Source organism: Lactobacillus delbrueckii subsp. jakobsenii ZN7a-9 = DSM 26046, from assembly GCF_001888925.1.
In the GTDB taxonomy this organism is placed as follows: Bacteria; Bacillota; Bacilli; order Lactobacillales; family Lactobacillaceae; genus Lactobacillus; species Lactobacillus delbrueckii.
Genome location: NZ_CP018218.1, coordinates 1786263 through 1812158 on the forward strand (window position 1 = coordinate 1786263; position 25896 = coordinate 1812158).

Annotated in this window: 24 protein-coding genes, 5 tRNA genes, 3 rRNA genes and 1 pseudogene; 2 read left to right on the plus strand and 31 right to left on the minus strand. The window is 50.6% G+C overall.

The genetic code is table 11. The features are described 5' to 3' along the window. Positions 1–81: 81 nt before the first annotated feature. The 25 genes and pseudogenes from LJ046_RS09115 to LJ046_RS09230 form a co-directional block, all read right to left on the minus strand. Positions 82–1461, minus strand: a pseudogene (locus tag LJ046_RS09115) (aldehyde dehydrogenase family protein); the annotation flags it as partial. A gap of 429 nt (positions 1462–1890) precedes the next feature. Continuing rightward, positions 1891–2718: an energy-coupling factor transporter transmembrane component T family protein gene (locus LJ046_RS09120; protein ID WP_002876378.1), complete on the minus strand. Its 828-nt coding sequence runs from the start codon at positions 2716–2718 to the stop codon at positions 1891–1893. Further along, positions 2711–4429 carry an ABC transporter ATP-binding protein gene (locus LJ046_RS09125; RefSeq protein ID WP_002876381.1) on the minus strand — a complete coding sequence of 573 codons (1719 nt, stop codon included), beginning with the start codon at positions 4427–4429 and terminating at the stop codon, positions 2711–2713. Before LJ046_RS09125 ends, LJ046_RS09120 begins: the two co-directional genes overlap by 8 nt. Positions 4430–4440: 11 nt before the next feature. Further along, positions 4441–5001, minus strand: a complete 561-nt coding sequence (locus tag LJ046_RS09130) for an ECF-type riboflavin transporter substrate-binding protein (RefSeq protein ID WP_002876383.1) — start codon at positions 4999–5001, stop codon at positions 4441–4443. Positions 5002–5024: 23 nt separating this feature from the next. Beyond that, entirely contained in the window at positions 5025–5876 is an 852-nt protein-coding gene (locus LJ046_RS09135) for an SAM hydrolase/SAM-dependent halogenase family protein (RefSeq protein ID WP_002876384.1), read from the minus strand. A gap of 203 nt (positions 5877–6079) precedes the next feature. Then, positions 6080–7468 (minus strand): amino acid permease, encoded by a 1389-nt coding sequence (locus tag LJ046_RS09140; protein WP_035176362.1) that lies wholly within the window; start codon positions 7466–7468, stop codon positions 6080–6082. Between the two features lie 107 nt (positions 7469–7575). Then, entirely contained in the window at positions 7576–9354 is a 1779-nt protein-coding gene (locus LJ046_RS09145; protein WP_002876388.1) for a DUF6449 domain-containing protein, read from the minus strand. Then, entirely contained in the window at positions 9326–10231 is a 906-nt protein-coding gene (locus LJ046_RS09150; protein WP_002876389.1) for an ABC transporter ATP-binding protein, read from the minus strand. The genes LJ046_RS09145 and LJ046_RS09150 overlap by 29 nt, the downstream gene beginning before the upstream one ends. Next, positions 10218–10592, minus strand: a complete 375-nt coding sequence (locus LJ046_RS09155; protein WP_002876393.1) for a GntR family transcriptional regulator — start codon at positions 10590–10592, stop codon at positions 10218–10220. Before LJ046_RS09155 ends, LJ046_RS09150 begins: the two co-directional genes overlap by 14 nt. A 206-nt stretch (positions 10593–10798) precedes the next feature. Beyond that, positions 10799–10872: transfer RNA gene (locus LJ046_RS09160), tRNA-Asp, on the minus strand. Between the two features lie 26 nt (positions 10873–10898). Then, positions 10899–10970 (minus strand) — tRNA-Glu (locus LJ046_RS09165). A gap of 3 nt (positions 10971–10973) precedes the next feature. Further along, positions 10974–11046 (minus strand) — tRNA-Val (locus LJ046_RS09170). Between the two features lie 2 nt (positions 11047–11048). Continuing rightward, positions 11049–11122: transfer RNA gene (locus LJ046_RS09175), tRNA-Arg, on the minus strand. A gap of 30 nt (positions 11123–11152) precedes the next feature. After that, a tRNA-Gly gene (locus tag LJ046_RS09180) sits at positions 11153–11224 on the minus strand. 36 nt (positions 11225–11260) lie between these two features. Further along, a 5S ribosomal RNA gene (gene rrf / locus LJ046_RS09185) occupies positions 11261–11377 on the minus strand. A gap of 70 nt (positions 11378–11447) precedes the next feature. Next, positions 11448–14355: ribosomal RNA gene (locus LJ046_RS09190) — 23S ribosomal RNA — on the minus strand. A gap of 217 nt (positions 14356–14572) precedes the next feature. Then, a 16S ribosomal RNA gene (locus LJ046_RS09195) occupies positions 14573–16136 on the minus strand. Together the 16S, 23S and 5S rRNA genes with 5 tRNA genes alongside form the textbook arrangement of a ribosomal RNA operon. A gap of 154 nt (positions 16137–16290) precedes the next feature. Beyond that, positions 16291–16497, minus strand: coding sequence for a hypothetical protein (locus LJ046_RS09200; RefSeq protein ID WP_072557740.1), 207 nt, complete (start codon positions 16495–16497; stop codon positions 16291–16293). Between the two features lie 163 nt (positions 16498–16660). Beyond that, positions 16661–16981 carry a cyclic diguanylate phosphodiesterase gene (locus tag LJ046_RS10230; protein WP_196767765.1) on the minus strand — a complete coding sequence of 107 codons (321 nt, stop codon included), beginning with the start codon at positions 16979–16981 and terminating at the stop codon, positions 16661–16663. Positions 16982–17014: 33 nt separating this feature from the next. Beyond that, positions 17015–17383 carry an EAL domain-containing protein gene (locus LJ046_RS10560; protein WP_052001653.1) on the minus strand — a complete coding sequence of 123 codons (369 nt, stop codon included), beginning with the start codon at positions 17381–17383 and terminating at the stop codon, positions 17015–17017. Beyond that, positions 17340–17603: a hypothetical protein gene (locus LJ046_RS10565; protein ID WP_250637455.1), complete on the minus strand. Its 264-nt coding sequence runs from the start codon at positions 17601–17603 to the stop codon at positions 17340–17342. Before LJ046_RS10565 ends, LJ046_RS10560 begins: the two co-directional genes overlap by 44 nt. 2 nt (positions 17604–17605) lie before the next feature. Next, complete coding sequence (locus LJ046_RS10090; RefSeq protein WP_002879770.1) at positions 17606–17797, minus strand: EAL domain-containing protein; 192 nt, start codon at positions 17795–17797, stop codon at positions 17606–17608. Between the two features lie 165 nt (positions 17798–17962). Beyond that, on the minus strand, positions 17963–18910 hold the full coding sequence (locus tag LJ046_RS09220) for a glycosyltransferase family 8 protein (protein ID WP_002879769.1): 948 nt from the start codon (positions 18908–18910) through the stop codon (positions 17963–17965). Positions 18911–19019: 109 nt separating this feature from the next. After that, positions 19020–20396 (minus strand): DNA repair protein RadA, encoded by a 1377-nt coding sequence (gene radA / locus LJ046_RS09225; RefSeq protein WP_002879768.1) that lies wholly within the window; start codon positions 20394–20396, stop codon positions 19020–19022. Then, the gene (locus tag LJ046_RS09230) at positions 20396–20950 is read right to left on the minus strand and encodes a dCTP deaminase/dUTPase family protein (RefSeq protein ID WP_002879767.1); all 555 of its coding nucleotides are present in this window, start codon (positions 20948–20950) and stop codon (positions 20396–20398) included. The genes radA and LJ046_RS09230 overlap by 1 nt, the downstream gene beginning before the upstream one ends. Positions 20951–21055: 105 nt before the next feature. Here LJ046_RS09230 and LJ046_RS09235 point away from each other — a divergent pair, with 105 nt between their 5' ends. Beyond that, a complete protein-coding gene (locus tag LJ046_RS09235) occupies positions 21056–21343 on the plus strand; it encodes a hypothetical protein (protein WP_002879761.1) in 288 nt (95 codons plus the stop codon). Positions 21344–21432: 89 nt separating this feature from the next. Next, on the plus strand, positions 21433–22782 hold the full coding sequence (gene pepC / locus LJ046_RS09240; protein WP_002879760.1) for an aminopeptidase C: 1350 nt from the start codon (positions 21433–21435) through the stop codon (positions 22780–22782). Positions 22783–22847: 65 nt separating this feature from the next. Here pepC and LJ046_RS09245 read toward each other — a convergent pair whose 3' ends face one another. The 6 genes from LJ046_RS09245 to LJ046_RS09270 all read right to left on the minus strand — a co-directional run bounded on the left by LJ046_RS09245 (position 22848) and on the right by LJ046_RS09270 (position 25876). Beyond that, a complete protein-coding gene (locus tag LJ046_RS09245; protein WP_002879759.1) occupies positions 22848–23141 on the minus strand; it encodes a hypothetical protein in 294 nt (97 codons plus the stop codon). Further along, entirely contained in the window at positions 23135–24070 is a 936-nt protein-coding gene (locus LJ046_RS09250) for an AAA family ATPase (protein ID WP_002879758.1), read from the minus strand. The genes LJ046_RS09245 and LJ046_RS09250 overlap by 7 nt, the downstream gene beginning before the upstream one ends. Before the next feature lie 111 nt (positions 24071–24181). Beyond that, the gene (gene fabZ / locus LJ046_RS09255; RefSeq protein WP_002879757.1) at positions 24182–24643 is read right to left on the minus strand and encodes a 3-hydroxyacyl-ACP dehydratase FabZ; all 462 of its coding nucleotides are present in this window, start codon (positions 24641–24643) and stop codon (positions 24182–24184) included. 169 nt (positions 24644–24812) lie between these two features. Beyond that, complete coding sequence (locus LJ046_RS09260) at positions 24813–25490, minus strand: 2,3-bisphosphoglycerate-dependent phosphoglycerate mutase (protein ID WP_002879756.1); 678 nt, start codon at positions 25488–25490, stop codon at positions 24813–24815. A 13-nt stretch (positions 25491–25503) separates the two neighbouring features. After that, positions 25504–25689 carry a hypothetical protein gene (locus LJ046_RS09265; protein WP_002879755.1) on the minus strand — a complete coding sequence of 62 codons (186 nt, stop codon included), beginning with the start codon at positions 25687–25689 and terminating at the stop codon, positions 25504–25506. 1 nt (position 25690) lies between these two features. Next, the gene (locus LJ046_RS09270) at positions 25691–25876 is read right to left on the minus strand and encodes a hypothetical protein (RefSeq protein WP_002879752.1); all 186 of its coding nucleotides are present in this window, start codon (positions 25874–25876) and stop codon (positions 25691–25693) included. Positions 25877–25896: the final 20 nt, after the last annotated feature.

Sequence of the window (25896 nt, forward strand, 5' to 3'; positions counted from 1 at the left end):
CCAAGGCGATGGCTTCAGCTTAGCTAATTTAAGACATGGATTCTTGCTTTTTAATGACGGTATTTTTTATAAGATTGGCTTTCTTCTCATAGCCACGGTCTTGATGTTCAAGAGGTCCTTGGCGGTGATGTTGTGAGAAACTGAGTTAGCCCCGTATGAGCCGGTTCCCAGGGTCAAGGATGGCATCATGTTGTTGTAGACCCCGCCGATCCCGCCAAGGGCAGCCGGGCTGTTGACCAGGATACGGCAGGCAGACATGGCGAAGGCAAACTTGCGGATAACCTTGCTGTTTTGGGTGTGGATGCCGGCAGTGTGGCCCCGGCCGCCGTAGTTCAAGAGGTCGGTGCAGATCTTGAAGGCCTGGGCACTGTTTTCCGCCTTGTAGAGGGTGAAGACCGGGGACAGCTTTTCAGCTGACAATGGGTACTTCGGGCCAACCCCGCTGTATTCAGCCACGATGACTTGGGTGTCGGCAGGCACGGTCACCCCGCACATTTCAGCGATCTTGACCGCGCTCTTGCCGGCCATCGGGCCAGCGACTGTCCCCCGGCGGGGGTCGATGAAGTGTTCTTCAAAGAGCTTGATTTCGTCAGCCTTTAAGAAGTAGCAGTGGCGCTTTAAGAAGGCTTCCTTGACTTGGTCATAGACCTCCTTGTCAACGACGACGGAGTTTTCTGAGGCACAGATCATCCCGTTGTCAAAAGTCTTGGACAAGACGATGTCGTTAACTGACTGTTCAATGTCCGCTGTCTTTTCGATGTAGGACGGGCCGTTGCCTGGGCCCACGCCCAGAGCCGGCTTGCCAGTTGAGTAGGCGGCCTTGACCATGCCTGGGCCGCCAGTGGCCAGGACTATCTGCACCTTTGGGTTGTTCATCAAAGCCGTCGTGGCCGTGAGGCTTGGGTGTTCGATCCATTGGATCCAGTTTTCCGGTGCCCCGGCGGCAACCGTGGCTTCCTTGATCAGCTTGGCTGTTTCCACGCAGCATTTTTGGGCTTGCGGGTGGAAGCCGAAGATGATGGTGTTCTTGCTCTTCATGGCGATCATAGCCTTGAAGATAACCGTGGAAGTCGGGTTGGTGACTGGCGTTACCCCGGCGATGACCCCGATCGGTTCAGCAATCTTCATCAAGCCTTCCTGCTTGTCTTCTTCGATCACCCCGACCGTCTTCATATCCTTCATGCTTTCCCAGATAGTCTGGGCAGCATAGGTGTTCTTGGTCACCTTGTCTTCGACCTTGCCCCGGCCAGTTTCGTCAACTGCCATTTGGGCCAAGTAGCGGGCATTGTCTTCACCGACTTTTTCAATGACTTGACAAAGCTTGTCCACGTCTTCCTGGCTGAAGTCGTCCATCTGGGCTAAGGCTTCATGTGATTTATTAACCAAAATATCGATATTGTGGTAGATTTCGTCTTCAGTTCGAACTGACTTTTCCACTTCTGTGGTGCTTTGCTTAGGCATTCTCTCGTCTCCTGCTTCTTGCTTATTTCTTGTGATCAATTTCTCAATTACTACTATAACAACATTTAGAAAAAAGAAAAGAGGGTAAAATCCCCCTTTCTTAATGACACAAGAAGCTGCTTTTCCCTTATGTTTTGCCTTATTAGCGATGTAAGCGATAACCTCCTTTTGCCATTGTGAATAAATTATTTTATATATCTTTTCCACTTTTACAAAAGATAGCGATTTCTGTCACAAAAGTTAAAAGGCGATTTTTCCAGCTTTTTCGCCGATAAAAAACAGATTTGCTTGCCTGTATTCTCCTTTTTTCACTAAAAAAGACACGGTAAAAGGCCTTTTAGCAGTTCAGTAACCTTTTAACTTACTCTCTGTTTTTAAGTTAATTTTTGACAAATAAAAAGGACTCAAACGAGTCCTGAAATTTATCTTCTACTTAAAAGGGTTGTAAAAGCGGCCATGGTTCAGATGCCAGAAGTAGAGCATCAAGAGAACCAGCAAAACTGCCACCCCCAAGCTCAGCCAGTCGCTGGCTTTAAGCTTTTGGGAAGTGTACCAGGTCCGCTTCTTCTTGGATCCAAACCGGCGTAGTTCCATGGCCGTGGAGATCACCGTGATCCGGTCTAAACTGGACAGAATCAAAGGCATGACGATATTGACCGTCCCCTTGGCCCGGTCAGCCAGCTTGGCCTTCTTCGAAATCTCATTCCCCCGGGCCTGCTGGGCATGGGAAATCGCCCAGTAGCTTTCCTGGATATCTGGAATATAGCGCAGGGCCAGGGAAAAGGCATAAGAGAAGCGGTAGCTGATCCCAATCTGGTTCAGACTGGAAGCAAACTGGCTGGGATTGGTCGTCAATAAGAACAAGATTGCAATCGGCACGGCACAGATATACTTGAGCAGCAAGTTGAAGAGGTAAAAAGTCTCCTCAGCCGTTAAAGCAAAAAAGCCACTGCCCAGCAGGACGTGCTTGCTGCCATAGAGGTCCGCCCCGTAGCTGGGCTGAAAGACATAAACCAAGATCAAGTTCAAGACCGCGAAAATTATGATCAAGTTGACCACAACTGACACCTGCCCCCACTTGACCTGGGAAACCTTGAACAAGACCAGGGACAAAAGGCACATGATCAGTAAAAAGCGGGTGTCATAAGTCACCATGCAGGCCACCGAAGTAATAATCAAGAACAAAAGCTTAGTGGTCGCGCTCAAGCGGTGGACAAAGGTCTTCCCCGGCGTATAGCCTAAAACTGCATCATTCATTAGCGTTTTCCCCCAATCTTTCCCGTTCATAAGCCGCGAACTTGCAGGCAAAGCCCTCCGGATCTGGCAAGCCGTAATGCTGGGCCAGGTCAAAGAGGCTGACCTGCCGCAAAGAAGCCTGCTCGATCAGCTTTTCATCAGTCAAGAGCGCAACCGGCGTGGTGTCGGCAATCAAACGTCCCTTGGCAAAAACAAGTGACCGGTCAGTGTATTCCATCATCAAGTGCATGTCATGGGTGATGATCATGATCGTCTTGCCAGCTGCATTTAATTTCTGCAAGAAGGACATGATTTCCGTGTAGGTCTTCCAGTCCTGGCCAGCTGTTGGTTCATCCAGAATCAACAAGTCCGGTTCCAGGACCAAAATCGCCGCGATCGTGACCCGCTTCTTTTGCCCAAAGCTGAGGGCGGAAACCGGCCAGTTTCTGAATGGGTAGAGGCCGCAGATCTTAAGAACCTTGCCCACCCTTTCCTTGACCACGTCTTCTGGTACTTTCCGCAAGCGCAAGCCCAGGGCTACTTCGTCAAATATCATGGTCTGGCTGATCATCTGGTTGGGATCCTGCATCACGTAGCCGATCTTGTCCGCCCGCTCCTTGATGGACAAGCCGGCCATGTCCTCGCCTTGCCAGGCAATCTCGCCCGTGTTTTGCAAAAAGCCGCAGATCAAGCGGCAGAGGGTGGTCTTCCCCGCCCCGTTTTGCCCGACGATGGAGATGAAGTCCCCTTCCTTGATGACGGCATTAACGTCCTTTAAAGGGTATTTTTGGTCGGCGCTGTAGGCAAAGCCAACATTTTTCAAGGTCAAGAGCTCCTTACCAGCTGCCTTTTCTGCCGGCAACTGGTAGCTGTTTTGCCAGGTCAAAAGCTTGTCTTTGGCATCCCTCTCAACCGGCAAAGCTTCCAGCGGGGTCAGCTTTTCAAGCTTATTCAAATCAATCCCAGCCGTCTTCATGGTGTCCAGGTAAAGAGGATTTCTGACCCCGACAGCCTCCAGGCGGTCAGCCTTGAGCAAGTCATCCGGCTTTTGGTCAGCTAAAATCCGGCCATCATCAACCAGGACGATCCGGTCTACTTCCTCAGCCAGGACTTCTTCCAGGCGGTGCTCGATGATGATGACCGTGGCCCTGAACTTCTTCTGCATCCGGTCGATGAGGCGCATGGTCTCGTAGCCAGAGGCCGGGTCCAGGTTGGCCAGGGGTTCGTCAAAGAGCAGGATCGGGGACTCGTCAACCAAGACCCCGGCCAGGGCCACCCGCTGCTTCTGTCCGCCCGACAAGCTCTGGGGAGCCTGCTTGAGCAAATCGCCCAAATCCAGCTCCTTGGCCCAGCGGTCTACCACCTGCTTCATTTTGTCCTGGGGCACGCAGTCATTTTCCAGGGAAAAAGCGATGTCTTCCCCGACCGTCAGGCCGATAAACTGGGCATCCGTATCCTGGAGAATGGTTGAAGTGGTAAAAGATAAGTCAAACAGGCCAGTCTGACTGATGTCCTTGCCATCAATCAAGCACTGGCCTGTGATCGTCCCTTTATCCAGGTTGGGAATCAATCCGTTCAAGCACTTGCCCAGGGTTGACTTGCCAGACCCTGAGGGCCCGGCCAGCAATACTTTTTCCCCCTGCTCAATCGTCAAATTGATATTGTGGAGGGTTGGCTCCTGCTGGCTGTCGTACTGAAAAGAAAAATCTCTAAACTGAATCAGACTTGTCATATATTAATTCCTTAATCCTTGTGCAAACTGCCCTTCTTGACCCGGCTGCCGGCGTAAAGCTTGAGCAGGATGGTACCCAAAACCGCGATGGTCAAACAATCCATCAAGGTAGTCAGGCCGGCTTGGGCAAAGACCTTAGCCGCTGGTTCGCTGTTCAAGACCATGTCGCCCACGGCCCCCAAGAGGAACCAGACAATAGCGTTGGCCACGACCTGCACCACATTAAAGATCACCATTTCCTTAGCGCTGAATTCACTTTGGTCGATGTTGACGCGCAAAGCGTAGAGGCCGATGAAAAAGCCCAGGAAGCCGGCCGCAAAGTTCCAGTTCCACCAGGTCTGCCCGTACATCATCAAGTCCAAGAGGACGTGGCCGATGAAGCCGACCCCGAAGCCGACAGTTGGCCCGTAGATCATGGCAATCATGGCCAGGAAGGCGTAAACCAGTTCAAAGTTGGTGTTTGGCAGACCGCTTGGGATTGAGGCAAAACGGCCGACAATCACGAAAACGGCTGACCCGATCCCCAAGGCAGCGATGTTCTTAGGGCTTAACTTCCACATATACTTATTCATAAAAAATCTCTCCAATTCCTTTTTTACTTGTTAACCTTGCTGATCTTGACCTGCCAATCGGTCCCGGTGCCGATGTGGTGGACAGCGGCGAAGGATTCCTGGTTGAGGGCAATCCCGATGTTGACCAGGGAGTTGATGTAGACGAGTGGCTGGCCCAGGTTGACTTCCGCGAATGACCGCACGAAAGGGATGTGTTCCTGGTAGACGGCCACGTTCTGATGCAAGATGGTGACCAGCAGGCTGTCGCCCCGGTCGATAGACAGCTCTTTGACCATTTCCAGTGGAATGTTGGTCCATAAAGAACCAAAGCGGACGTCCAAAACGTCGATGGTGCCGACGGCCGTGTTGCCTTGCAGGCGGGGCTCGATCACCGGCAGAGTCACCAGGCTGTCAACTGGGACATCTTCGCCTAATTCTTCAAAAGCAACCTGCCCGCTGGCCAGCATGGCCCCGTTATAAGCGTAAACGTCCCGACCATGGAAGGTGTTGCTTTCCTGGGAGTGCGGCAGGCGGTTCTTGTTTTCATCGATCACCCGGACGGCTTCAACCCCTTCATACTTGTAGATATGGGTCAAAGTCCCGTTGTCTGGGGTGATGACGTAGTGACCGGAATTGGTCTTGACGGCGATTGACCGGCGGGCTGAGCCAACGCCTGGGTCAACGACAGAGACGAAGACCGTGTCTGCTGGCCAGTACTTGATGGTTTGGTAAAGCCGGTAAGAGGCGTTCCAAATGTCGTAAGGTGGGATTTCATGAGTTAAGTCAGAGACCTGGATGTCACTGGCAACCGTGTGGGCCACCCCGTGCATGGCGCTGACCGCCCCATCTACTAAACCAAAGTCTGTCTGCAGAACCAACATTTTATTATATGCCATTCGATTTCCGCCCTTCAATCGTTTTTAATTTTTAATATCTGTTTAAGATACTCTCTTTACTAGGCAAAGTCAAGGAAAGTGTTCGACTTTTACAAAAATGTCTAGCTTTTCTCCCTTGTTTTCCCCATTATTTTTGTAGAAAACCTAACATTACGCATAAAAAACAGCCATGACTCGGTCATGACTGTATGATTTATTTACTTTTATTTTCCGGCCCGCTTGTCCTTAACCCGCTGGTGGAAGTAACAGAAACTCCCAAAGAAGACGGCCCAGGCCGTGGCCAGGCTGCCCCCAAAGATATCCGCCTTGACGAAGAAGAGGCTGAAGAAGATGACCAGGAAGAAGGCAATCGTCAATGGACTGGTTACCTGGTAAAAAGGCATCTTGAAGCCATCTTCCATAAAGTCACTGGACTTGCGGTACTTCCGGTGAGCCAGCAGGGCCAGCACGTAAACCAGGATAAAGATGTCACTGGTGGCCCCGGCGACCATGCTGAAAGCCTCAATTGCCGTGTTAGAGAAGCTGAGAATTGGCGCGATCAGGGCGAATAAAACTGAGATCGCGATCCCTCTTGCCGGTACCCCGTTTGGCGCAATCTTGGCAAATTTTTCTTTCAGCCAGCTGCCCTTTTTAGCTTCTTGCGCTAATTGGAAGAAGTGCCGGCCAGCTGAGAAGATGGTTGAGTTCAAGGCTGAAGCCGCGCTGGTCAAAACCACGAAGTTCAGAACTGAAGCCGCGGTAGTGAAGCCGGCTAACTGGAAGACCTGGACGAAAGGACTGCTTGAGGCAGACACTGACCGCCAGGGAACCACGCACATGATCACGGTCAAAGTCCCGATGTAGAAGATCAAGATTCTCAACAAGGTCTCGTTGACCGCCTTTTTGATCACCCGGTGGGGATCTTCAGCTTCCCCGATCGTAATAGTCACGAATTCAATCCCGGCAAAGGAGAAGAAGACCATCGGGAAGGCGGTAAAGAAGGCGTAAGTGCCATTTGGCGCCAGCTTGAAGTTCTTGGTCAGGCTGGCTAAAGAAGCATAGCCAACCGGGGTTTTAGCATGGGTTGCCACCAGGAAGACCCCGGTCAAGATCATGGAGATAATAGCGATGATCTTGATCATGGCAAACCAGAATTCCGTTTCCCCAAAGAGGCGGGCTGCCGTCAAGTTCAGCAGGGTCAAGGCTCCTAGGAAGATCAGCTCAACCAGCCAAAGAGGCGCGTGCGGGAACCAGTACTGGAAGTAGGTCCCGACCGCTGTAAGTTCAGCCATACAGGCAAAGAGCAGGCCGATCCAGTAGGACCAGCCGGCGAAGTTGCCGGCTGCTGGCCCCAGGTATTTAGTAATAAATGAGACGAAGGTATGGTGGTTGGGGTCTGAGTAAAACATTTCTCCCAATGCCCGTAGCATGAAGAAGAAAAAGACCCCCATGAATGCATAAATCAAAATGACTGACGGTCCGGTGGCCGAGATCGTGCTGCCGGCCCCTAAGAAGAGACCAGTCCCGATCGTGCCCCCGATGGCAATCATCTGGACATGCCTGTTCGATAAGGACCGGAGCGTTCCATCCGCGTTTTCGTGTTTTTTCGCCATCTATCCTCCTAAATAATTAAAGCAACATTGATCTATAATTATTTTAATAATAGAGAAAATAGCCGGAAAAGTAAAGTTATTAAGCAAATTAGGCTGATTTTCACCCTTTAACCGAATTGATCTTCAAGATAAAAATCTAAGGGCTGTTGATACTCCAATTTAACTTTCTTTGCGGAATACAATTTGTTTTTCTTTAAGAAAGCAATTGTCTGACTGTAGTTACTGTAAACCGGATAGTAGATCTTAGCCCGCTTGCCATTTGCCCGCGTCCAGGAAACCGCGACTTGGCCAATCGGCTTCTGCAGGCTGGCCTGCTGGTAGTCCCACTTGGCTAAGTCTTGCTTGTAGGCTGCCCGGAAGTCATTGTAAAGCTGGCTGTCCTGGCGCTTGATCGTTTCCTTGCCATTTGTGTAGGTAAAGGACACGCTATCCAGATTGTCCATAATCATCTGGTCGTGGTAGATCTGGAAGTAAGCCTGCTTGTAAGCCTTTGTCTTGCTGATTGGTTCAAAGTATTTCTTCAGCGTCTTTCTATCCACATCATAGACCCTGGCCTTGATGCGGCCATTCTTCATTCTGAAGACAAAGCGCATCTGGACTGAATCTTCCCGTTCATGGGACCGGTTCTGAGTAAATTTGCTGCCGACTTTAACCAGATTTATGAGGTCACTGTTTACCGGCAAATACATGTATTTCGCGGCATAATCGCTGGCGTCACCTTTAGCTGATTTTTTACCCATGTAATAGTTGGTATAGATGCCGTCATCCCGCGAAATTGCCACACTGGCTACTTGCTTGCTTGCAGGCAGCCAATCATCATAGCGCTTGGCTCCCCAAACCATGCCGGCCAAAATTGCTAAACCCGCCACGGTTAACAGCAAGCTCTGGACAAAATTATGCTTCCAGGCAGCCAGGTCAAACTTGTAGATGATTTCCATCAAGCTGGCAGTTATTAAACCAATGATCAGGGCACCAATAATGCCGCAAGCAAAGTTTAAGCCGATCATCGTGTAGCCAATGATCCCGCCAATTGCCGCGAAGTAGACAACCACGATGATCTTAACCACCTGTTCAACCCAGGCAAAAGCCACAGCTCTGCCGGCCTTTTCATTAGCCCGGTTCTGGTAAGCCCAGTAGGCTAAGGCCAGGTAAAGGACGGTCCAAAGCAGGTTAATCCCGATCCCCAGCCAGTGATTTGAGTTATAAACCTGAGTTGAAGGATTGGTGTATGCCAGCCAATCATGATTGTCATAGCCAGCCGTAGTTGCCAAGGCGGAATAGAAGATTGAATTCAGAAAAATCAAGCCAAATTCAAAGCAGGAGAAAAAGATCGTGGCTAAGCCAGCCACAAAGGTATTACCTGTGATCATCATGCTCAAAGAGGCGATAGCGTACCAGGCTGAAAAGGCAAAAAGGTCAGCCAGAAAGCCCCGCCAGACCTCACCGTCAGCCAGGGAATTAGCCCCACCTGCAGCCAAGATCAGCATTCCGGCCAAGAAAAAGAGCAAGTAAAGCAAGCTATAAATAAGCAAGCTGTTGACCGTAATTCCGATGAAGCGGGTCTTGCGGCTGACCGGCTGGCTCTCGTAATAGTCCACTTGCCGCGGCACGTGCAAGAAGCGGAAGCCTTCAAAGGCCAGGTAGATGCCGAAGATCCCGGCCATCGCAGCCGATATGCTCGTATTTTGAAAAATATAATATGTCCGGGCGTCATGCAGCAAGGAAGCCGTCTCAACATCTTTGTTGCTGATCAAAACCAGAATCGGCCCAACGATATAGAACATGGCCATGACCAAGATCGCCAAGACTACAGGTACTTTCCGGTGCCGCAGGATTTCTTTTTGCGGCAGACCGTGTTTATTTAAGGATAAGTTTGCGCGTGTCATAGCCAACTGCCTCCGCTTCTGCAATAAAGATTTCTTCCAAGGTCAACGGCAGGATTTCGAAGAAGGTCATCGGCACATGGTCAAAGACCGCCTCGACTTCGCTCCGGCTCCCCCGCACGACCAAAGTGTGCAGGCGACCCCGGCTGCTGTGGTCAACCAGCTTCAGCTTGCCCAGGACTTCCTCCATGTCCCGGTCGTCCTTAAAGACGCACTGCAGCTTCTGGATTTCCAGTTTCATGTCGGCCAAGTCTTCTGATAGAAGCAGACCGCCGCTGTGCAGGAAACCGATGTGGTCACAAATATCTTCCAATTCCCGCAAGTTGTGAGAGGCAATGATTGGAGTCAATTGCCGCCGGTCCATGTCTTCGGCAAAAAGACTCTTCATGCTCTGCCGCATAACCGGGTCTAAGCCGTCAAAAACTTCGTCTAAGAGCAGGTACTTGGTGTTAGTACATAATCCTAGCAGGATCGCCAATTGCCGCTTCATGCCCTTAGAATAGTCGTGTATGCGGCGCTTTGGCTCTAAGCGAAAGTCCGCCAGCAGTCTGGCAAAACGTTCTTGGTCAAAGTCCTGGTAAACCGCCGCGTAATCCCTGGCCATAGACTCCGCTGTGGCATTTGGGAAGAAGTAGGGGTCATCTGGAATGAAGCAAAACTTTTTCTTTGCGGCTGGATTGTCATAAACTGGCAAGCCATCAATAGTGATATGCCCAGAAGTCGGCCGCAGGATGCCAGCGATCATCCGCAGGAGGGTGCTCTTGCCGGCCCCGTTGGTCCCGATCAAGCCAAAGACCCGGTCTTCTTCAATGGTCAGGTTAAGGTTCTTAATGGCCTCTGTCTGCTCATAATCCTTGCTTAGTGCATCAATCTCGATCATCTTCTGCCGCCTCCTCCATGGCCTCAGCAAATAATTCCTGTGGATCCAGGCCTACTGCTTGAATCTCCTTAATTAAATCAATCATTTTCCCTTTCAGCTCTTCTTTTTTCTTGCTCTTCAGCGTTTCATTGGCCCGGACGAAATTCCCCCGGCCCTTGACGCTGTAAACGTATCCCTCCCGTTCCAGCGCGGCGTATGCCTTCTGCACTGTATTAGGGTTAGTCGACAATTCCATGGCCAACTTCCGCACAGACGGCAGCTGCTCATCTGGCAGCATGACTCCGGTCAGAATCAGCTGCTTGTACCTGTCCGCGATCTGCTGGTAAATCGGCCGGCTGTCCAAATAGTCAATAAAGTCCACTAGCTCGCTCCTTTCTAGCTGTCTCTACTGTACTATTTGTTCTAGTACACCAAAAGACAAATTGGCAAGTAATTAGCAAAAAGAAAATAGATTGTTTCTAAAGTAAAATAAGCAGTCAAGAAAATTTAGAAAGAAAAGAATAAGACAGAAAGAAAAAACAAATGCAAAGACAAAAAAGAAGCAGGTGGATACCTGCTTCTCAGTGACGGTCCATGCGGGATTTGAACCCGCGATCTCCTCCGTGACAGGGAGGCGAGATAGACCACTGCTCCAATGGACCAAATATTCTGTTTTGCCTTCCGGCAATGACCCGTACGGGATTTGAACCCATGTTACCGCCGTGAAAGGGCGGTGTCTTAACCACTTGACCAACGGGCCAGATGGAGGATACAGGGCTCGAACCTGTGACCCTCTGCTTGTAAGGCAGATGCTCTCCCAGCTGAGCTAATCCTCCAATGCACCCAGTAGGACTTGAACCTACAACCTTCTGATTCGTAGTCAGACACTCTATCCAGTTGCGCTATGGGTGCATCTGTTCAATTAAGCATCGCTTGACGCTAAGCGGAAGACGGGATTCGAACCCGCGACCCCCACCATGGCAAGGTGATGTTCTACCACTGAACTACTTCCGCATGATAAAAGCCAGGCTAGACAGTCTGGCTGATTGAGCGCGGCAGCTTCCTATCCTCGCAGGCAGTTTCCCACCAACTACTTTCGGCGTTAAGAAGCTTAACTTCTGTGTTCGGCATGGGAACAGGTGTATCCTTCTTGCCATTGCCACCGCACTCTTTGCTTGAGCTTGCACGCTCAAAACTGAATATCTCTTCCAAGTCAAAACCTCATTGCTTTGCTCTTTTGGTCAAGTCCTCGACTGATTAGTACCGGTCCGCTCCAAGCCTCACGGCTCTTCCACTCCCGGCCTATCTACCTCATCGTCTCTGAGGTGTCTTACTTTCTTAAAGAAATGGGAAATCTCATCTTGAGGGGGGCTTCGCACTTAGATGCTTTCAGCGCTTATCCCGTCCGCACATAGCTACCCAGCGATGCCTTTGGCAAGACAACTGGTACACCAGCGGTGCGTCCATCCCGGTCCTCTCGTACTAAGGACAGCTCCTCTCAAATTTCCTGCGCCCACGACGGATAGGGACCGAACTGTCTCACGACGTTCTGAACCCAGCTCGCGTGCCGCTTTAATGGGCGAACAGCCCAACCCTTGGGACCGACTTCAGCCCCAGGATGCGACGAGCCGACATCGAGGTGCCAAACCTCCCCGTCGATGTGAACTCTTGGGGGAGATAAGCCTGTTATCCCCAGGGTAGCTTTTATCCGTTGAGTGATGGCCCTTCCATGCGGTACCACCAGATCACTAAGCCCTACTTTCGTACCTGCTCGAGTTGTCTCTCTCGCAGTCAAGCTCCCTTTTGCCTTTACACTCTGCGAATGATTTCCAACCATTCTGAGGGAACCTTTGGGCGCCTCCGTTACACTTTAGGAGGCGACCGCCCCAGTCAAACTGCCCGTCAAACACTGTCCTCGGCCTGGATCACAGGCCTGAGTTAGAGCATCCGTCAAGCAAGGGTAGTATCCCACCAGCGCCTCCGATAAGACTGGCGTCCTATCTTCTCCGGCTCCTACCTATCCTGTACATGCTTGACAGATACCCAATATTAAACTGCAGTAAAGCTCCATGGGGTCTTTCCGTCCTGTCGCGGGTAACCCGCATCTTCACGGGTATTATAATTTCACCGAGTCTCTCGTTGAGACAGTGCCCAAATCATTACACCTTTCGTGCAGGTCGGAACTTACCCGACAAGGAATTTCGCTACCTTAGGACCGTTATAGTTACGGCCGCCGTTTACTGGGGCTTCAATTCAAACCTTCGCTTGCGCTAAGCTCTCCTCTTAACCTTCCAGCACCGGGCAGGTGTCAGCACCTATACTTCATCTTACGATTTTGCAGATGCCTGTGTTTTTGATAAACAGTTGCTTGGGCCTTTTCACTGCGGCTGATCTTGCGACCAGCGCCCCTTCTCCCGAAGTTACGGGGCCATTTTGCCGAGTTCCTTAACGAGAGTTCTCTCGCTCACCTGAGGATACTCTCCTCGACTACCTGTGTCGGTTTGCGGTACGGGTGCACCGTTTCTGGCTAGAAGCTTTTCTCGGCAGTGTGACGTCGCAGCCTTCGCTACTTTAATTTCGCTCCTCATCACGCCTTGTCCTTATGAAAGCAAGCATTTGACTCGCTCTCAGACTTGACGCTTGAACGTGGTATCCAGCACCACGCGCTGCTAGCCTCCTGCGTCCCTCCATCGCTCATAACGATTCGGTGCAGTACAGGAATTTCAACCTGTTGTCCATCGACTACGCCTCTCGGCCTCGCCTTAGGTCCCGACTTACCCTGGGCGGACGAGCCTGCCCCAGGAAACCTTAGTCTTGCGGCGGACAGGATTCTCACCTGTCTTTCGTTACTCATACCGGCATTCTCACTTCTAGAAGCTCCACATGTCCTCTCGGTCATGCTTCACCGCCGCTAGAACGCTCTCCTACCACGTGCATAAACGCACATCCACAGTTTCGGTATCATGCTTAGCCCCGGTAAATTTTCGGCGCGGCGTCACTCGACTAGTGAGCTATTACGCACTCTTTGAATGATGGCTGCTTCTGAGCCAACGTCCTAGTTGTCTGCGCAACTCCACATCCTTTTCCACTTAGCATGAATTTTGGGACCTTAACTGGTGATCTGGGCTGTTTCCCTTTCGACTACGGATCTTATCACTCGCAGTCTGACTCCCGCACATAAATGTCTGGAATTCGTAGTTTATCTGAATTCAGTAACCCTTGACGGGCCCCTAGTCCAAACAGAGCTCTACCTCCAGCATCCTCTTTGCGAGGCTAGCCCTAAAGCTATTTCGGAGAGAACCAGCTATCTCCAAGTTCGTTTGGAATTTCACCGCTACCCACAACTCATCCCCGCAATTTTCAACTTACGTGGGTTCGGTCCTCCAGCGCGTTTTACCGCGCCTTCAACCTGGTCATGGGTAGGTCACTTGGTTTCGGGTCTGCGTCAGCCAACTGCTCGCCCTCTTCAGACTCGCTTTCGCTGCGGCTCCGTCTTTTCTGACTTAACCTTGCTGACTAACGCAACTCGCCGGTTCATTCTACAAAAGGCACGCCATCACCCGTTAACGGGCTCTGACTACTTGTAGGCACACGGTTTCAGGTTCTCTTTCACTCCCCTCCCGGGGTTCTTTTCACCTTTCCCTCACGGTACTGGTTCACTATCGGTCACTGGTTAGTATTTAGCCTTGCGAGATGGTCCTCGCGGATTCAAACGGGATTTCACGTGTCCCGCCCTACTCAGGATACTGATAGGCCTTCTTTGGATTTCGCTTACGGGGCTTTCACCCTCTCTGGCGCGTTTTCCCAAACGCTTCTGCTATCCTCTGAAGTGCCATGTTTCAGTCCTACAACCCCGGCAGATAAATCTGCCGGTTTGGGCTCTTTCCTGTTCGCTCGCCGCTACTTGGGAAATCGATATTTCTTTCTCTTCCTGCAGCTACTTAGATGTTTCAGTTCGCTGCGTGTTCCCTCCTTAAGCTATGTATTCACTTAAGGATAGCATGTCTGCACATGCTGGGTTCCCCCATTCGGAGACCTCCGGATCAAAGCCTACTTACGGCTCCCCGAAGACTTTCGCGGTTAGTCGCGTCCTTCATCGGCTTCCAGTGCCAAGGCATTCACCGTGCGCCCTTCTTCACTTGACCTTGCAAGTTTGTTCTTTCGAACTCTCTCGGTCGCTTTGCAATGTTTTCATTGATCTCAATGATTCTCGGTTTTTTCTTGGAATTAAGATATTCAGTTTTCAACGTACAAGTGAGAGCTGATACTCTCAAAACTGAACAAAGTTTCTTTTGCAGTGTGCTTCCGTAACTGGTGGACTTCTCTTAGCATTTCTGCTCTCCATCCATCCGTTTTCCTTAGAAAGGAGGTGATCCAGCCGCAGGTTCTCCTACGGCTACCTTGTTACGACTTCACCCCAGTCATCTGCCCTGCCTTAGGCGGCTGACTCCTATAAAGGTTATCTCACCGACTTTGGGCATTGCAGACTTCCATGGTGTGACGGGCGGTGTGTACAAGGCCCGGGAACGTATTCACCGCGGCGTGCTGATCCGCGATTACTAGCGATTCCAGCTTCGTGCAGGCGAGTTGCAGCCTGCAGTCCGAACTGAGAACAGCTTTAAGAGATCCGCTTACCCTCGCGGGTTTGCTTCTCGTTGTACTGCCCATTGTAGCACGTGTGTAGCCCAGGTCATAAGGGGCATGATGACTTGACGTCATCCCCACCTTCCTCCGGTTTGTCACCGGCAGTCTCTTTAGAGTGCCCAACTTAATGATGGCAACTAAAGACAAGGGTTGCGCTCGTTGCGGGACTTAACCCAACATCTCACGACACGAGCTGACGACAGCCATGCACCACCTGTCTCTGCGTCCCCGAAGGGAACCACCTATCTCTAGGTGTAGCGCAGGATGTCAAGACCTGGTAAGGTTCTTCGCGTTGCTTCGAATTAAACCACATGCTCCACCGCTTGTGCGGGCCCCCGTCAATTCCTTTGAGTTTCAACCTTGCGGTCGTACTCCCCAGGCGGAGCGCTTAATGCGTTTGCTGCGGCACTGAGGACCGGAAAGTCCCCAACACCTAGCGCTCATCGTTTACGGCATGGACTACCAGGGTATCTAATCCTGTTCGCTACCCATGCTTTCGAGCCTCAGCGTCAGTTGCAGACCAGAGAGCCGCCTTCGCCACTGGTGTTCTTCCATATATCTACGCATTCCACCGCTACACATGGAGTTCCACTCTCCTCTTCTGCACTCAAGAATGACAGTTTCCGATGCAGTTCCACGGTTGAGCCGTGGGCTTTCACATCAGACTTATCATTCCGCCTGCGCTCGCTTTACGCCCAATAAATCCGGACAACGCTTGCCACCTACGTATTACCGCGGCTGCTGGCACGTAGTTAGCCGTGACTTTCTGGTTGATTACCGTCAAATAAAGACCAGTTACTGCCTCTATCCTTCTTCACCAACAACAGAGCTTTACGATCCGAAGACCTTCTTCACTCACGCGGCGTTGCTCCATCAGACTTGCGTCCATTGTGGAAGATTCCCTACTGCTGCCTCCCGTAGGAGTTTGGGCCGTGTCTCAGTCCCAATGTGGCCGATCAGTCTCTCAACTCGGCTACGCATCATTGCCTTGGTAGGCCTTTACCCCACCAACTAGCTAATGCGCCGCGGGCTCATCCTAAAGTGACAGCTTGCGCCGCCTTTCAAACTTGAATCATGCGATTCATGTTGTTATCCGGTATTAGCACCTGTTTCCAAGTGGTATCCCAGTCTTTAGGGCAGATTGCCCACGTGTTACTCACCCATCCGCCGCTAGCATCCAACAAATCACCCCGAAGGGATCTTTGAATTCAGCTCGCTCGACTTGCATGTATTAGGCACGCCGCCAGCGTTCGTCCTGAGCCAGGATCAAACTCTCAATTTGAAAATTGAGTCTTTTTAATCTGCTCCAGATTATTTGCTTGCGAATTGACTTCGCTTATTTGTTTGGATCAAACATTGTTTGACCCGCACACTGCGAAACTTTGTTCAGTTTTCAAAGTACCAACTTGCGTCTTAGTGACGCAACGTTTTATATCTTACTCGCTTGCTTGATTCTTGTCAACAAGTTTTCGATATTTTTTTGCCTTCAATTGCCTTTCTTTACGAAAGCGCTTCTTGCTTGCATTGAAGATATTTACTACTTTACCTTGTTTTTCCTTTTTCGTCAACTTTTGCCTTTTAATTGTCTTTTCTGCCAAACGCCAGGAGGTGTTGTAAAGGTTGTTTCCTTTTTTGTTTTTCAAAATCCTCGCGCACTTTTAAAAAAATTGATTTTTCGGAAAAATTGTTCGGATTCTATGTCTTTTCTAGGTTAAATGCATAAAAAGTTTTTTGAATTTTTTTGTTTTTTCAACTTTTTTACGGGTTGAAAGTAAAAAAAGGAGCAGCCAAATGACTGCTTCTTGCTTATTTTAGGTATTGCACGGTGATCTCGCTGGCGTTGATCAGGAGCATCTGGCAATTTTCGTGTCTGGCAATTTGCTGGGCACTAAGGCGGAGATATTGTTCGGTTTGCTTAAGGTCAAAGTAGCTTGCCTCACCCTGGTCAACCTTTTTAGCAAAGGCCTGCAGCCGCTTGGCAATTTCTGATTCCGGCTTGTTCCATTCATTAACGATCTGCTTAAAGACTGCCGGTGCCCGCTTGACTTCTTTCTGAAATTCTTCGTTGACATAAAGCAAGCGGAAATGGCTGCCATTGTCTAGGCAGGTCGGCTTGTCGCAGGCCAAGTCCACCAGGCCAACACACTGGTAGAACTTGCTCTACTGCCAGTTCTCAATTTCGATCCTCTTTTCAGCCACCAGCTTGGCAAACTCACCGGTTGGCAAGGGCTTGCTGTAGTAAAAGCTCTGGATTCGCTCGCAGCCAATCGACTGCAAGAAGTCCAACTGCTGCTTAGTTTCAACCCCCTCAGCCAAAGTATGGATTCCCAGGTCCTTGGCCATCTTCACGCAGGCGGTTAGGATCTTCTTTGAAGCTTCGTCAAAGTCCTTCATGAAGATCATATCCAGCTTGATCTCATCGAATTCAAAATTCTTGAGATAGCTTAAGGAAGAATAGCCGCTACCAAAGTCGTCCATCCAGACTTCATAACCGGCCTGGCGGAAGTTGTGAATGGCCGCCAGCAACATCCTTAGATAAGGCACTTTCGGTGATTTCCACGCGGACTAGGAACCAGCGCAAGCCATTTTTCCGCATGGCCTGGTTTAATTCGGTCAAAGGATCCATCATCTGGAAGTCTGCCCGGGACAAGTTGATGGAAACTGGCACGAGCTTTTCTCCCTTGTCGATACGCCCGCGCAGGCCCTGGGCAACTTCTTGGATGACATAACGGTCAACCTTGTAGGACAAGTTCATCTCTTCAAAGAGGGGAATAAAGTCGTCCGGTGACAAGAATCCCTTGACCGGATCAAGGCTTCCGCCCCGCAGAGGCGGCCGGTCAAGGTCCGGATGACTGGTTGGTAGTAAACCTGCAGGTAGTGCTTTTCAATAGCTTCATCCAGGTGGTCGATCAAGTACTGCTTTAATTCTTCCTTTTCCTGCATGGCCGAAGTGGACCCGCACCCGGAGCTGGCTGGCTAAAGGCAGGCGCTTTAATCGGGTGTGCAGGCGGATGATCTGCGCTCCCAGTCACCTGGTTCTGGATCATAAACATAGAACTTACTAAAAAAGCCTTCCAAAAACGAATTTTGGAAAGCTTTTCTTCTGAATTATAAAGTTACCTGCTCATTTTCCTTAACCCGGGCCCAGTTGTGGGGATCCTGCAGGGTCGTGTCTAGCTTGCCCAGCATGTGGTCCAGCTTGTGGTATTCGGTGTCCCTTTCTTCATCGGTCGTCTTGGCCAGCTCTGCCTTCAGTTCATCCGCAAAGATGGTTTCTTCGGCGTTGGTCCAGAAGTAGTCTTCATACTGGATCCCGCTAAAGCGCCAAGGCTTAAAGAAGAGATTGTAGTGGATAAGGCCAGGATTTTCCAAGGCCGCGGTGTTTTCGTTTGGCATGGCGTTCCAGCGGCCGTCCAGGTACTTGATCCGGCCGGAGCAGATTTCATTTAGGTAGTCCTGGTCCGGGGCGATGCAGTCAAAGTGGTAGCGGCCCAAGAGGCTGAAGAACTTGTCAACGAAGTTTTCCTCTCTGAAGGCCTTGGCGTTCATGACCAGCATCCCTGAATTGATGTATTCCTTCGGATCCAGAGCCAAGACTTCCTTGATATAGCGGAGCATCTTTTCCACGAACTGGATGGAAGTGTCAGTGCAGGCGCCCAGGAGATTATTACCTAAGTCATGGTCATAAAGCTTGGCAATGTCGTCATTTAAGACCGTGTCACTGTCGATGTAGACTACCTTGTCGTATTCCGGGAAGAGGTCCGGGATAAAGAGGCGGTAGAAAATGGACATGGCAAAGAAGTCGCCCCGCAAGTAGTTCTCCTTCCGGTCCTGGATTGGCTTGAGGAGTTCGTCGGACATCTCGTAGAACTTAATGTGGACATTGTCTCTGTTATAAGCGGCCAGGGCCTTTTCATGGTCCCGGCTTAAGCCCTGGTGCAAAAAGGTTACCGTGTAGTCACGCTTTGGGTCAGCATGCTTGACTAAAGAGTGCAGTGAGACAGCCGCGTATGGGGTGAAGTCGTCACTAATTGAATAAAATACTGGAACTGTCATTAATATTTTCCCTTTCCATCTATCCTCAATCATATACTACATTGTAGTTCTTACCAGCATTTTAGCAAGATAAAAGTGTGAATCGTATGAAATATTACATTCGTTTTCTCTATGAGAAAAGGTAGTGGAGGGCTTGGCGGACGCTGGAGACCGGGATTACCTCAATCCCCAAATCCTGCAAGGCCGGGCTCATATTGTATTTCGGGATAAAAATCCGCTTGAAGCCAACCTTGCCGGCTTCCTTGACTCGGGCCTGGATCTGGTTGACCCGGCGGACTTCCCCGGTCAGGCCGATTTCCCCGACAAAGCAGTCAGTCGCGGAGATTTCCTTGTCATAGTAACTAGAGGCAATGGCCATGGCGATGGCCAGGTCAATGGCCGGTTCGTTTAAGCGGATGCCGCCAGTGGCTGATAAATAGGCATCCTGGTTCTGCAGCATTAGGTTCCCCCTTTTTTCCAAAACGGCTAAAAGCAGGGAGACCCGGTTGTAGTCCAGGCCCGAAGTAGTCCGCTTGGCATAGCCGAAGGCGGTTGGGGTGACCAGGGCCTGGATTTCGCCCAAGATCGGCCGGGTACCTTCTAAAGAAACGACCACGGCTGACCCAGTTGAGTCGGGCAGGCGTTCATCTAAGAAGACCGCGGAAGGATTAGTCACTTCTGCCAGGCCTTCGGTCTTCATTTCAAACATACCGATTTCGTTGGCCGCCCCAAAACGGTTCTTGACTGAGTGCAGAATCCGGTAGGCATGGTGCTCGTCACCTTCAAAGTAAAGGACGGTGTCAACCATGTGCTCCAGGATTTTCGGCCCGGCGATGGACCCTTCCTTGGTCACGTGGCCAATGACAAAGACAGTGACTTGGTCCAGCTTGGCGATCTTCATCAGTTCCGCGGTAACTTCCCGGACCTGGGAAGCTGAGCCCACCATGGAGTCCAGGCTGGGTTCGTTCATGGTCTGGATGGAGTCGATCACGACAAAATCTGGCTTAACGTCGTCGATCTGGTCGCGGATGTGTTCCATGTTGCTTTCCGGGTATAAAAGCATGGGGCTTTGGCCCAGGCCGAGCCGGTCAGCCCGCAGCTTGATCTGGCTGGCAGATTCTTCCCCGGAGACGTAGAGGACCTGGTATTTTTCGGCCAGCTCGCTCATGATCTGCAGCATCAAAGTGGACTTGCCGATGCCGGGGTCCCCGCCGATCAAGACCAAAGAGCCTGGTACGATCCCGCCGCCTAAGACCCGGTTAAGTTCAGATGACTTGGTTAAAACCCGCTCTTCTTTTTCCGCCTTGACGGTAGACATTTTAGCGGCTTCTTTAGCACCCACGCTGGCCATCAAGCGGCTGGGAGTAGCTTTAGTAGAAGTCTGGCGGACCTCCTGGCTTTCTTTTTCAAACTGGTTCCAGGCACCGCAGTTCGGGCACCGGCCCAGGTAAGAAGCGGAGATGTAGCCGCAAGACCGGCACTTGTACTGGGTTCTAGCTCTGGCCATTACTTGCCGCCCTTCTTGCCGGTTGAGCCAAAGCCGCTTAAGCGCTGGCTTTCGATTGGCTGGTCGTCATCAGTTTTGAGGTACTTAATGAAGATACCCTGGGCGATCCGTTCACCCTTTTTGATCTTGAGGGGACGGACGCCGTAGTTCAAGACTTGGACGAAGATCTCCCCTTCATTGTTTGGGTTGTTGTAGTAGTCGCTGTCGATGACGCCGATCCCGTTTGGCAAGGACAGGTTGCGCTTGAATGTGTTGGAGGACCGGTTGGCCAGGATCAGGACCTCGTCTTCTGGCATGTAGGCCTTGATGCCAGTTGGGACTAAGATCGGCTTTAAGACTTCTTCAGCCTGCAAAAAGTCGCTTTCGATCAAGTCATGGCCGTTTCTGATCAAGCGGAAGATCCTGACGAAGTTCAGGCTCCAGATGCTGGGGATGGTGATGTCGCGGGCAGCTTCGATGTCGTAGCCGGCGCTGGCCAAAGTCTGCCGGCGGGGCAGGGTCAAGCCTTGTCCTTCATACTTCTTAACTACTTCAAAGCCTCTTACTTTGTTCATGTTTTTTTGCTCCTTTAATTATCTAGACATCTATTTTACACTAGTTAAGACAACAAAGAAAAAGGCAAGGACCGCAAAATATTTGCCGCTTTGAAAGGAAAAGCTATGCCAGAAGAAAGAGAAAAAGTCATTGAAATCAAGGCTGACGGCCAGTTGGTTGCCAAAAGTCCCCTCCTCTTGATCGAGAGAAAGAGCGGGCCAGTTTGGGCCATGAACCAGCTTTTTATCGCGCCGGGGGAACCAGAAGGAACTTTGGACCAAGTGATGAAGCAAGTAGAAAAGCTTTGCCAGGAGACGGGCTTAAAAGTTTGGCCTTTAGACCCGCAAGTGATCGCTTATTGTCAAAAGCACGGGGAATTGACGAACATTTGGGCCGGGAAACCAACAAATTAAGCTGCTTTGATAGACGGCCTTGTTTTTATGGGCTAAAATGAGCCTATACAGTTTTTTAAAAAGAAAAAAGAGAAACAGGAGGCAATAGGATGTCAAAAGAAATCAGCTTTGACACGATCGAAAACTTCACCAGCAACTTGAGCAAGCACCCAGCTTACGGGGTAGCTGCCAACGCTGCCCAAACCAACGGGATTTTCAAGGCCAGCCAAAGCAGCCAAAGCAAGGTTGACCTGGACCCGACCTTCTCAGTGGAAATCGACACTGGCTCAGTTACCAACCAAAAGCAGTCAGGCCGCTGCTGGATGTTCAGTGCTTTGAACACCATGCGTCACTCAATCCAAAAGGAATTCAAGCTGAAGGGCTTTGAATTGTCACAGAGCTACACCTTCTTCTGGGACAAGTTTGAAAAGTCAAACTTCTTCTTTAAAAACGTGATCGGCTCAGCTGACAAGCCACTGGGCGACCGGAAGGTCTCCTTCCTCTTTGCCACTCCACAATCAGACGGCGGGCAATGGGACATGCTCTGCGGCTTGATTGAAAAGTACGGGATCGTGCCGAAGAAGGTTTACCCGGAAACTGCTAACTCAGAAAACTCCCGCGCTTTGAATGACACTTTGAACACCATGCTCCGCAAGGGCGGTTTGGAACTGCGGGCTTTGGTCAACGAAGGCAAGAGTGCAGAAGAAGTAGAGGCGCACAAGGCTGAACTTTTGGACGCTATCTTCCGCATGCTGGCTACTTCACTGGGCCTGCCGCCAAAGAGCTTCAACTTTGAATACACTGACGATGACGGCAACTACCACATCGACAAGGACATCACCCCGCAAGACTTCTTCAAGAAGTACGTTGGCTGGGACCTGGAAAACTACATCTCAGTTATCAACGGGCCTACTGCTGACAAGCCATACAACAAGGTCTTCTCAGTTGAATACCTGGGCAACGTGGTTGGCGGCCGGCAAGTCCGCCACCTCAACCTGGAACTGTCCAAGTTCAAGGAACTGATCATCAACCAATTGAAGCAAGGCGAAGTTGTTTGGTTTGGTTCAGACGTTTCCAAGGGCGGTGACCGGGAAGCCGGGCTTTTGGACACTAAGATCTACCAAAGAGACCAGCTTTTTGACTACGACTTCTCAATGAGCAAGGCTGACCGCTTGGACTCAGGCGAAAGCATGATGAACCACGCCATGGTTATCACTGCCGTTGACCTGGTTGACGACAAGCCAACTAAGTGGAAGATCGAAAACTCATGGGGTGACAAACCAGGCTTCAAGGGCTACTTCGTCATGAGCGACGAATGGTTCGACCAATTCGTTTACCAGGCTGTTTTGAACAAGGCCTTCCTGCCAGAAGACGTTAAGAAGGCTTACGACGAAGGCAAGGAAAACCCAATCGAACTTCTGCCATGGGACCCAATGGGCGCTTTGGCTTTCGACTTCTAATAGATTTGAATAGATATGAAAAACGAGTTGCATCGCGCAACTCGTTTTTTGGTATGTATGGAAATTTAGTGTTGAACAAAACATTGAATCACGTCTTTGGCATTCAAATGCGTCAGCAAAATAGCGATGTTTTGATCTGCTTTTGGCAGCCAGTCATTATTGAGGTCCACGTATTTTTCCGTCCGCGTCCCCCCTTCTTCTGGCATGATCAAGGCATCCACCGTTCTCGCAGCCCGTTTTCTAAACAAGAAGTGATAAACCAGCTGTTTGTGATTCAAGTCTGTCAGCTTAGTGTAATCACATGAAAAAAGCTTTTCCCCGCAATCCTGGGGAAAAGCTTTTTCTCTGTCTTTTACCAAATGTACAAAAGTCTGGTCCGGTCCAGATTGCTCAAATTAAACTGGTGAACGTGTGATTCCTTGTTCTTCGGAAATTCTCTGATAAAGTCAGCCACGTTGTAAAGGCCGGTCGTGTAAGACCAGGTCCCCTTGACCTTCTTGACCGGGTCTAGCATCTCGTTTCTGATCGGGTAGGCCGAAATCAAAAAGTGCTTGTGGTGGAACTTAAAGGCAAAGTATGGCAGACGGAACTCGTCGACCACCTCTTCCTTGGTCTTGCCGATCGTCACCACATTCCGGTAAGTCCCGTACTTTTCACTGAACTTGTCGCTGAAAGAGAAGTAGAAGTTGGAAATGTGCACATGTGGAAAATCTTCTTCCGCCACCTCGTCAGGTATGGCAATCACATGTGAATAATGGTCCAGATTGTTCTCTCTCTGCTGCAGGGCCTGCTCCATCTGGTTGGGCTTGATCCCCTTAACCCACTTGGGCAGCTCCGGGTGCGCCTTGTAAGAATTGTACATCATCGTGATGACTTCCGGCTTCACCCAGTCGTATTGCATCCGGATCTGGTTTCTCTTCAACAAACCTTCCAGGGTCTGGTTCTGCATAAAATCAACCACATAGCACTCGTAATGGTACTTCTCGCACCACTTCTTGTAGTGATCGATCTCGCTGGCGACAATGTGGGTCCCGTCCACGATGACAGTTTCCCCATAGGACATCTTGTGCTCAACCAAGTTGTCCTTCATCCGCTTGGTCTGTTCCGTGACATGCCGCGGAATAACCTGGTGCAGAACGTCAGTCTTCTGGTCATAGTAAACGGTCAGGTTCGCCAAAAGCAGGCGGATCGCATCCCCGCTGATCGCGTACGGCGATAAGTGGTGCCGAGCGATAAATGAAGACTTGCCAGAGCCGGGCGCGCCTCTCAAAAGAAATAATTTGCGCATATCTAGCTCCATTTTAAAAAATCTATTTTGAATATATCAGAATAGATTTTACCATAGATTGCCCCCGACATTTAGCAATCTGGCAAAAGTCGCCATAAATTTTTGCTTTTTCTAATTTTTCGCCTGCATATCCTTGCCGTCCCGGTCACCCACGATAAAGACCAGTTCCGTCTGGCAGACCAGGTCCCCGTTCACTTTAGCCACTGCCGCCACGCTCCCCGTCTTAGCCCGGACCTTGAGCATCTTCACTTCCATTTCCAAAACATCGCCCGGCCGGACCATCCTTCTGAACTTGGCCTGGTGGATCGCTCCAAGATAGGCAGTCTTCTTGTAAAAGGCCGGTGACTTCAAGATCAAAATCGAGGCCGCCTGGGCCAAAGTTTCAATGATCAAGACCCCGGGCATCACCGGATTTCCCGGGAAATGCCCCTGGAAAAAGGGCTCGTTGATCGTCACGTTCTTCACGGCCTTGATCCTTTTGTCGGCTTCCAATTCCTCCACCCGGTCGATATAGCAGATCGGGTAGCGGTTGGGAATCAAATCCATCACTTCTTGGGCTGTCATTACTGGCATCTTATCACACTTTCCGTTTATAAAATCTTTTCACAAGTTTTCTAATAACTCGTGACTAAGTGTAACACTCCCAAAAGCGATGTCAAGTTTTTCAATAACCGCTGATTTTTCCGAGTAAAAAAAGAAGAAAAAGGCAAAATAAAAAACAGGCTGAGGCCTGTTTTTGTAATCAGCTGGTGATCATCTTATCCACAATGTTCAGCTCCTGGTCAAAGTCATAGACAATGGCCTGGGCGTTAGGCACCTCCAGCTTGAGGATATCCACATTGTTGATGTCTTCTAAATATTTGATCAGCGCCCGCAGGCTGGAGCCATGGGCCACGATCAGCTGGTCTTCCCCAGCCACTAAGCGGCTGGCCACCTCGTCTTCATAGTAAGGCAACAGGCGGAGCTGGCTCTGGTGCAGGCTCTCCGCTCTTGGCAAAAGCTGAGGGTCCACTCCCAAATAGCGGCGGTCGATAGTTGGTGACCCTTGCGCTGGCGGAACCGCGTCAAAGCCCCGCCGCCACTCTAAAACCTGCTCTTTGCCGAAAATCTTCCTGGACACGTCCTTGTCCAGGCCCCGCAGGGCCCCGTAGTGGCGTTCATTCAGCCGCCAGGTCTTTGCAACCGGCAGGTATAAAAAGCCCGCGGCTTCGGCCGCGATATTCGCCGTCTCAATTGCCCTCGACAAAAGGGAGGTGTGAATCATAGTCGGGTGAAAGTCCCCGACTTCTTTTAATTTCTCCCCTGCTGCCCAGGCCTGCCGCCGGCCCTTATCCGTTAAGGGGACGTCATTCCAGCCTGTATATACGTTTGCCGCATTGGCCTGGCTTTCCCCATGCCTCAGCAGTGCCAACTTTGCCATAATTTTTTGCCTCCTAGAGCCAAAAAGCCCAGATTCCAGTAATGATGAAGAGGATGCCTAAGAGGACAAAAGCCTTGCCCCCCAGCCCCTTCTGCTTGACGCCCTGCTTCTGCCGGCGCAGTCGCGTGATGCCGGTAATTAAATCCCAGATGCCGAAAAGCAAGATGGCATAAGGAACCCACCAGGAATGAACGTTCATATTAGCCCCACAACTTTACCGCGTAATAAATGGCCACGACCAGGATGCCGGCCCCGGTCAGGTAGTAGGACTTGGCTGGCAGGCTGTCCTTCTTCCCCATCTGCTGGATGTTATAGCCCCGGGCAAATTCCCACAGGCCCACGATCACCAGCAAAACGAGCGTAAAAGTATGCGTATCCCACTTCATCTTCTAGTCTGTCTCCTTGT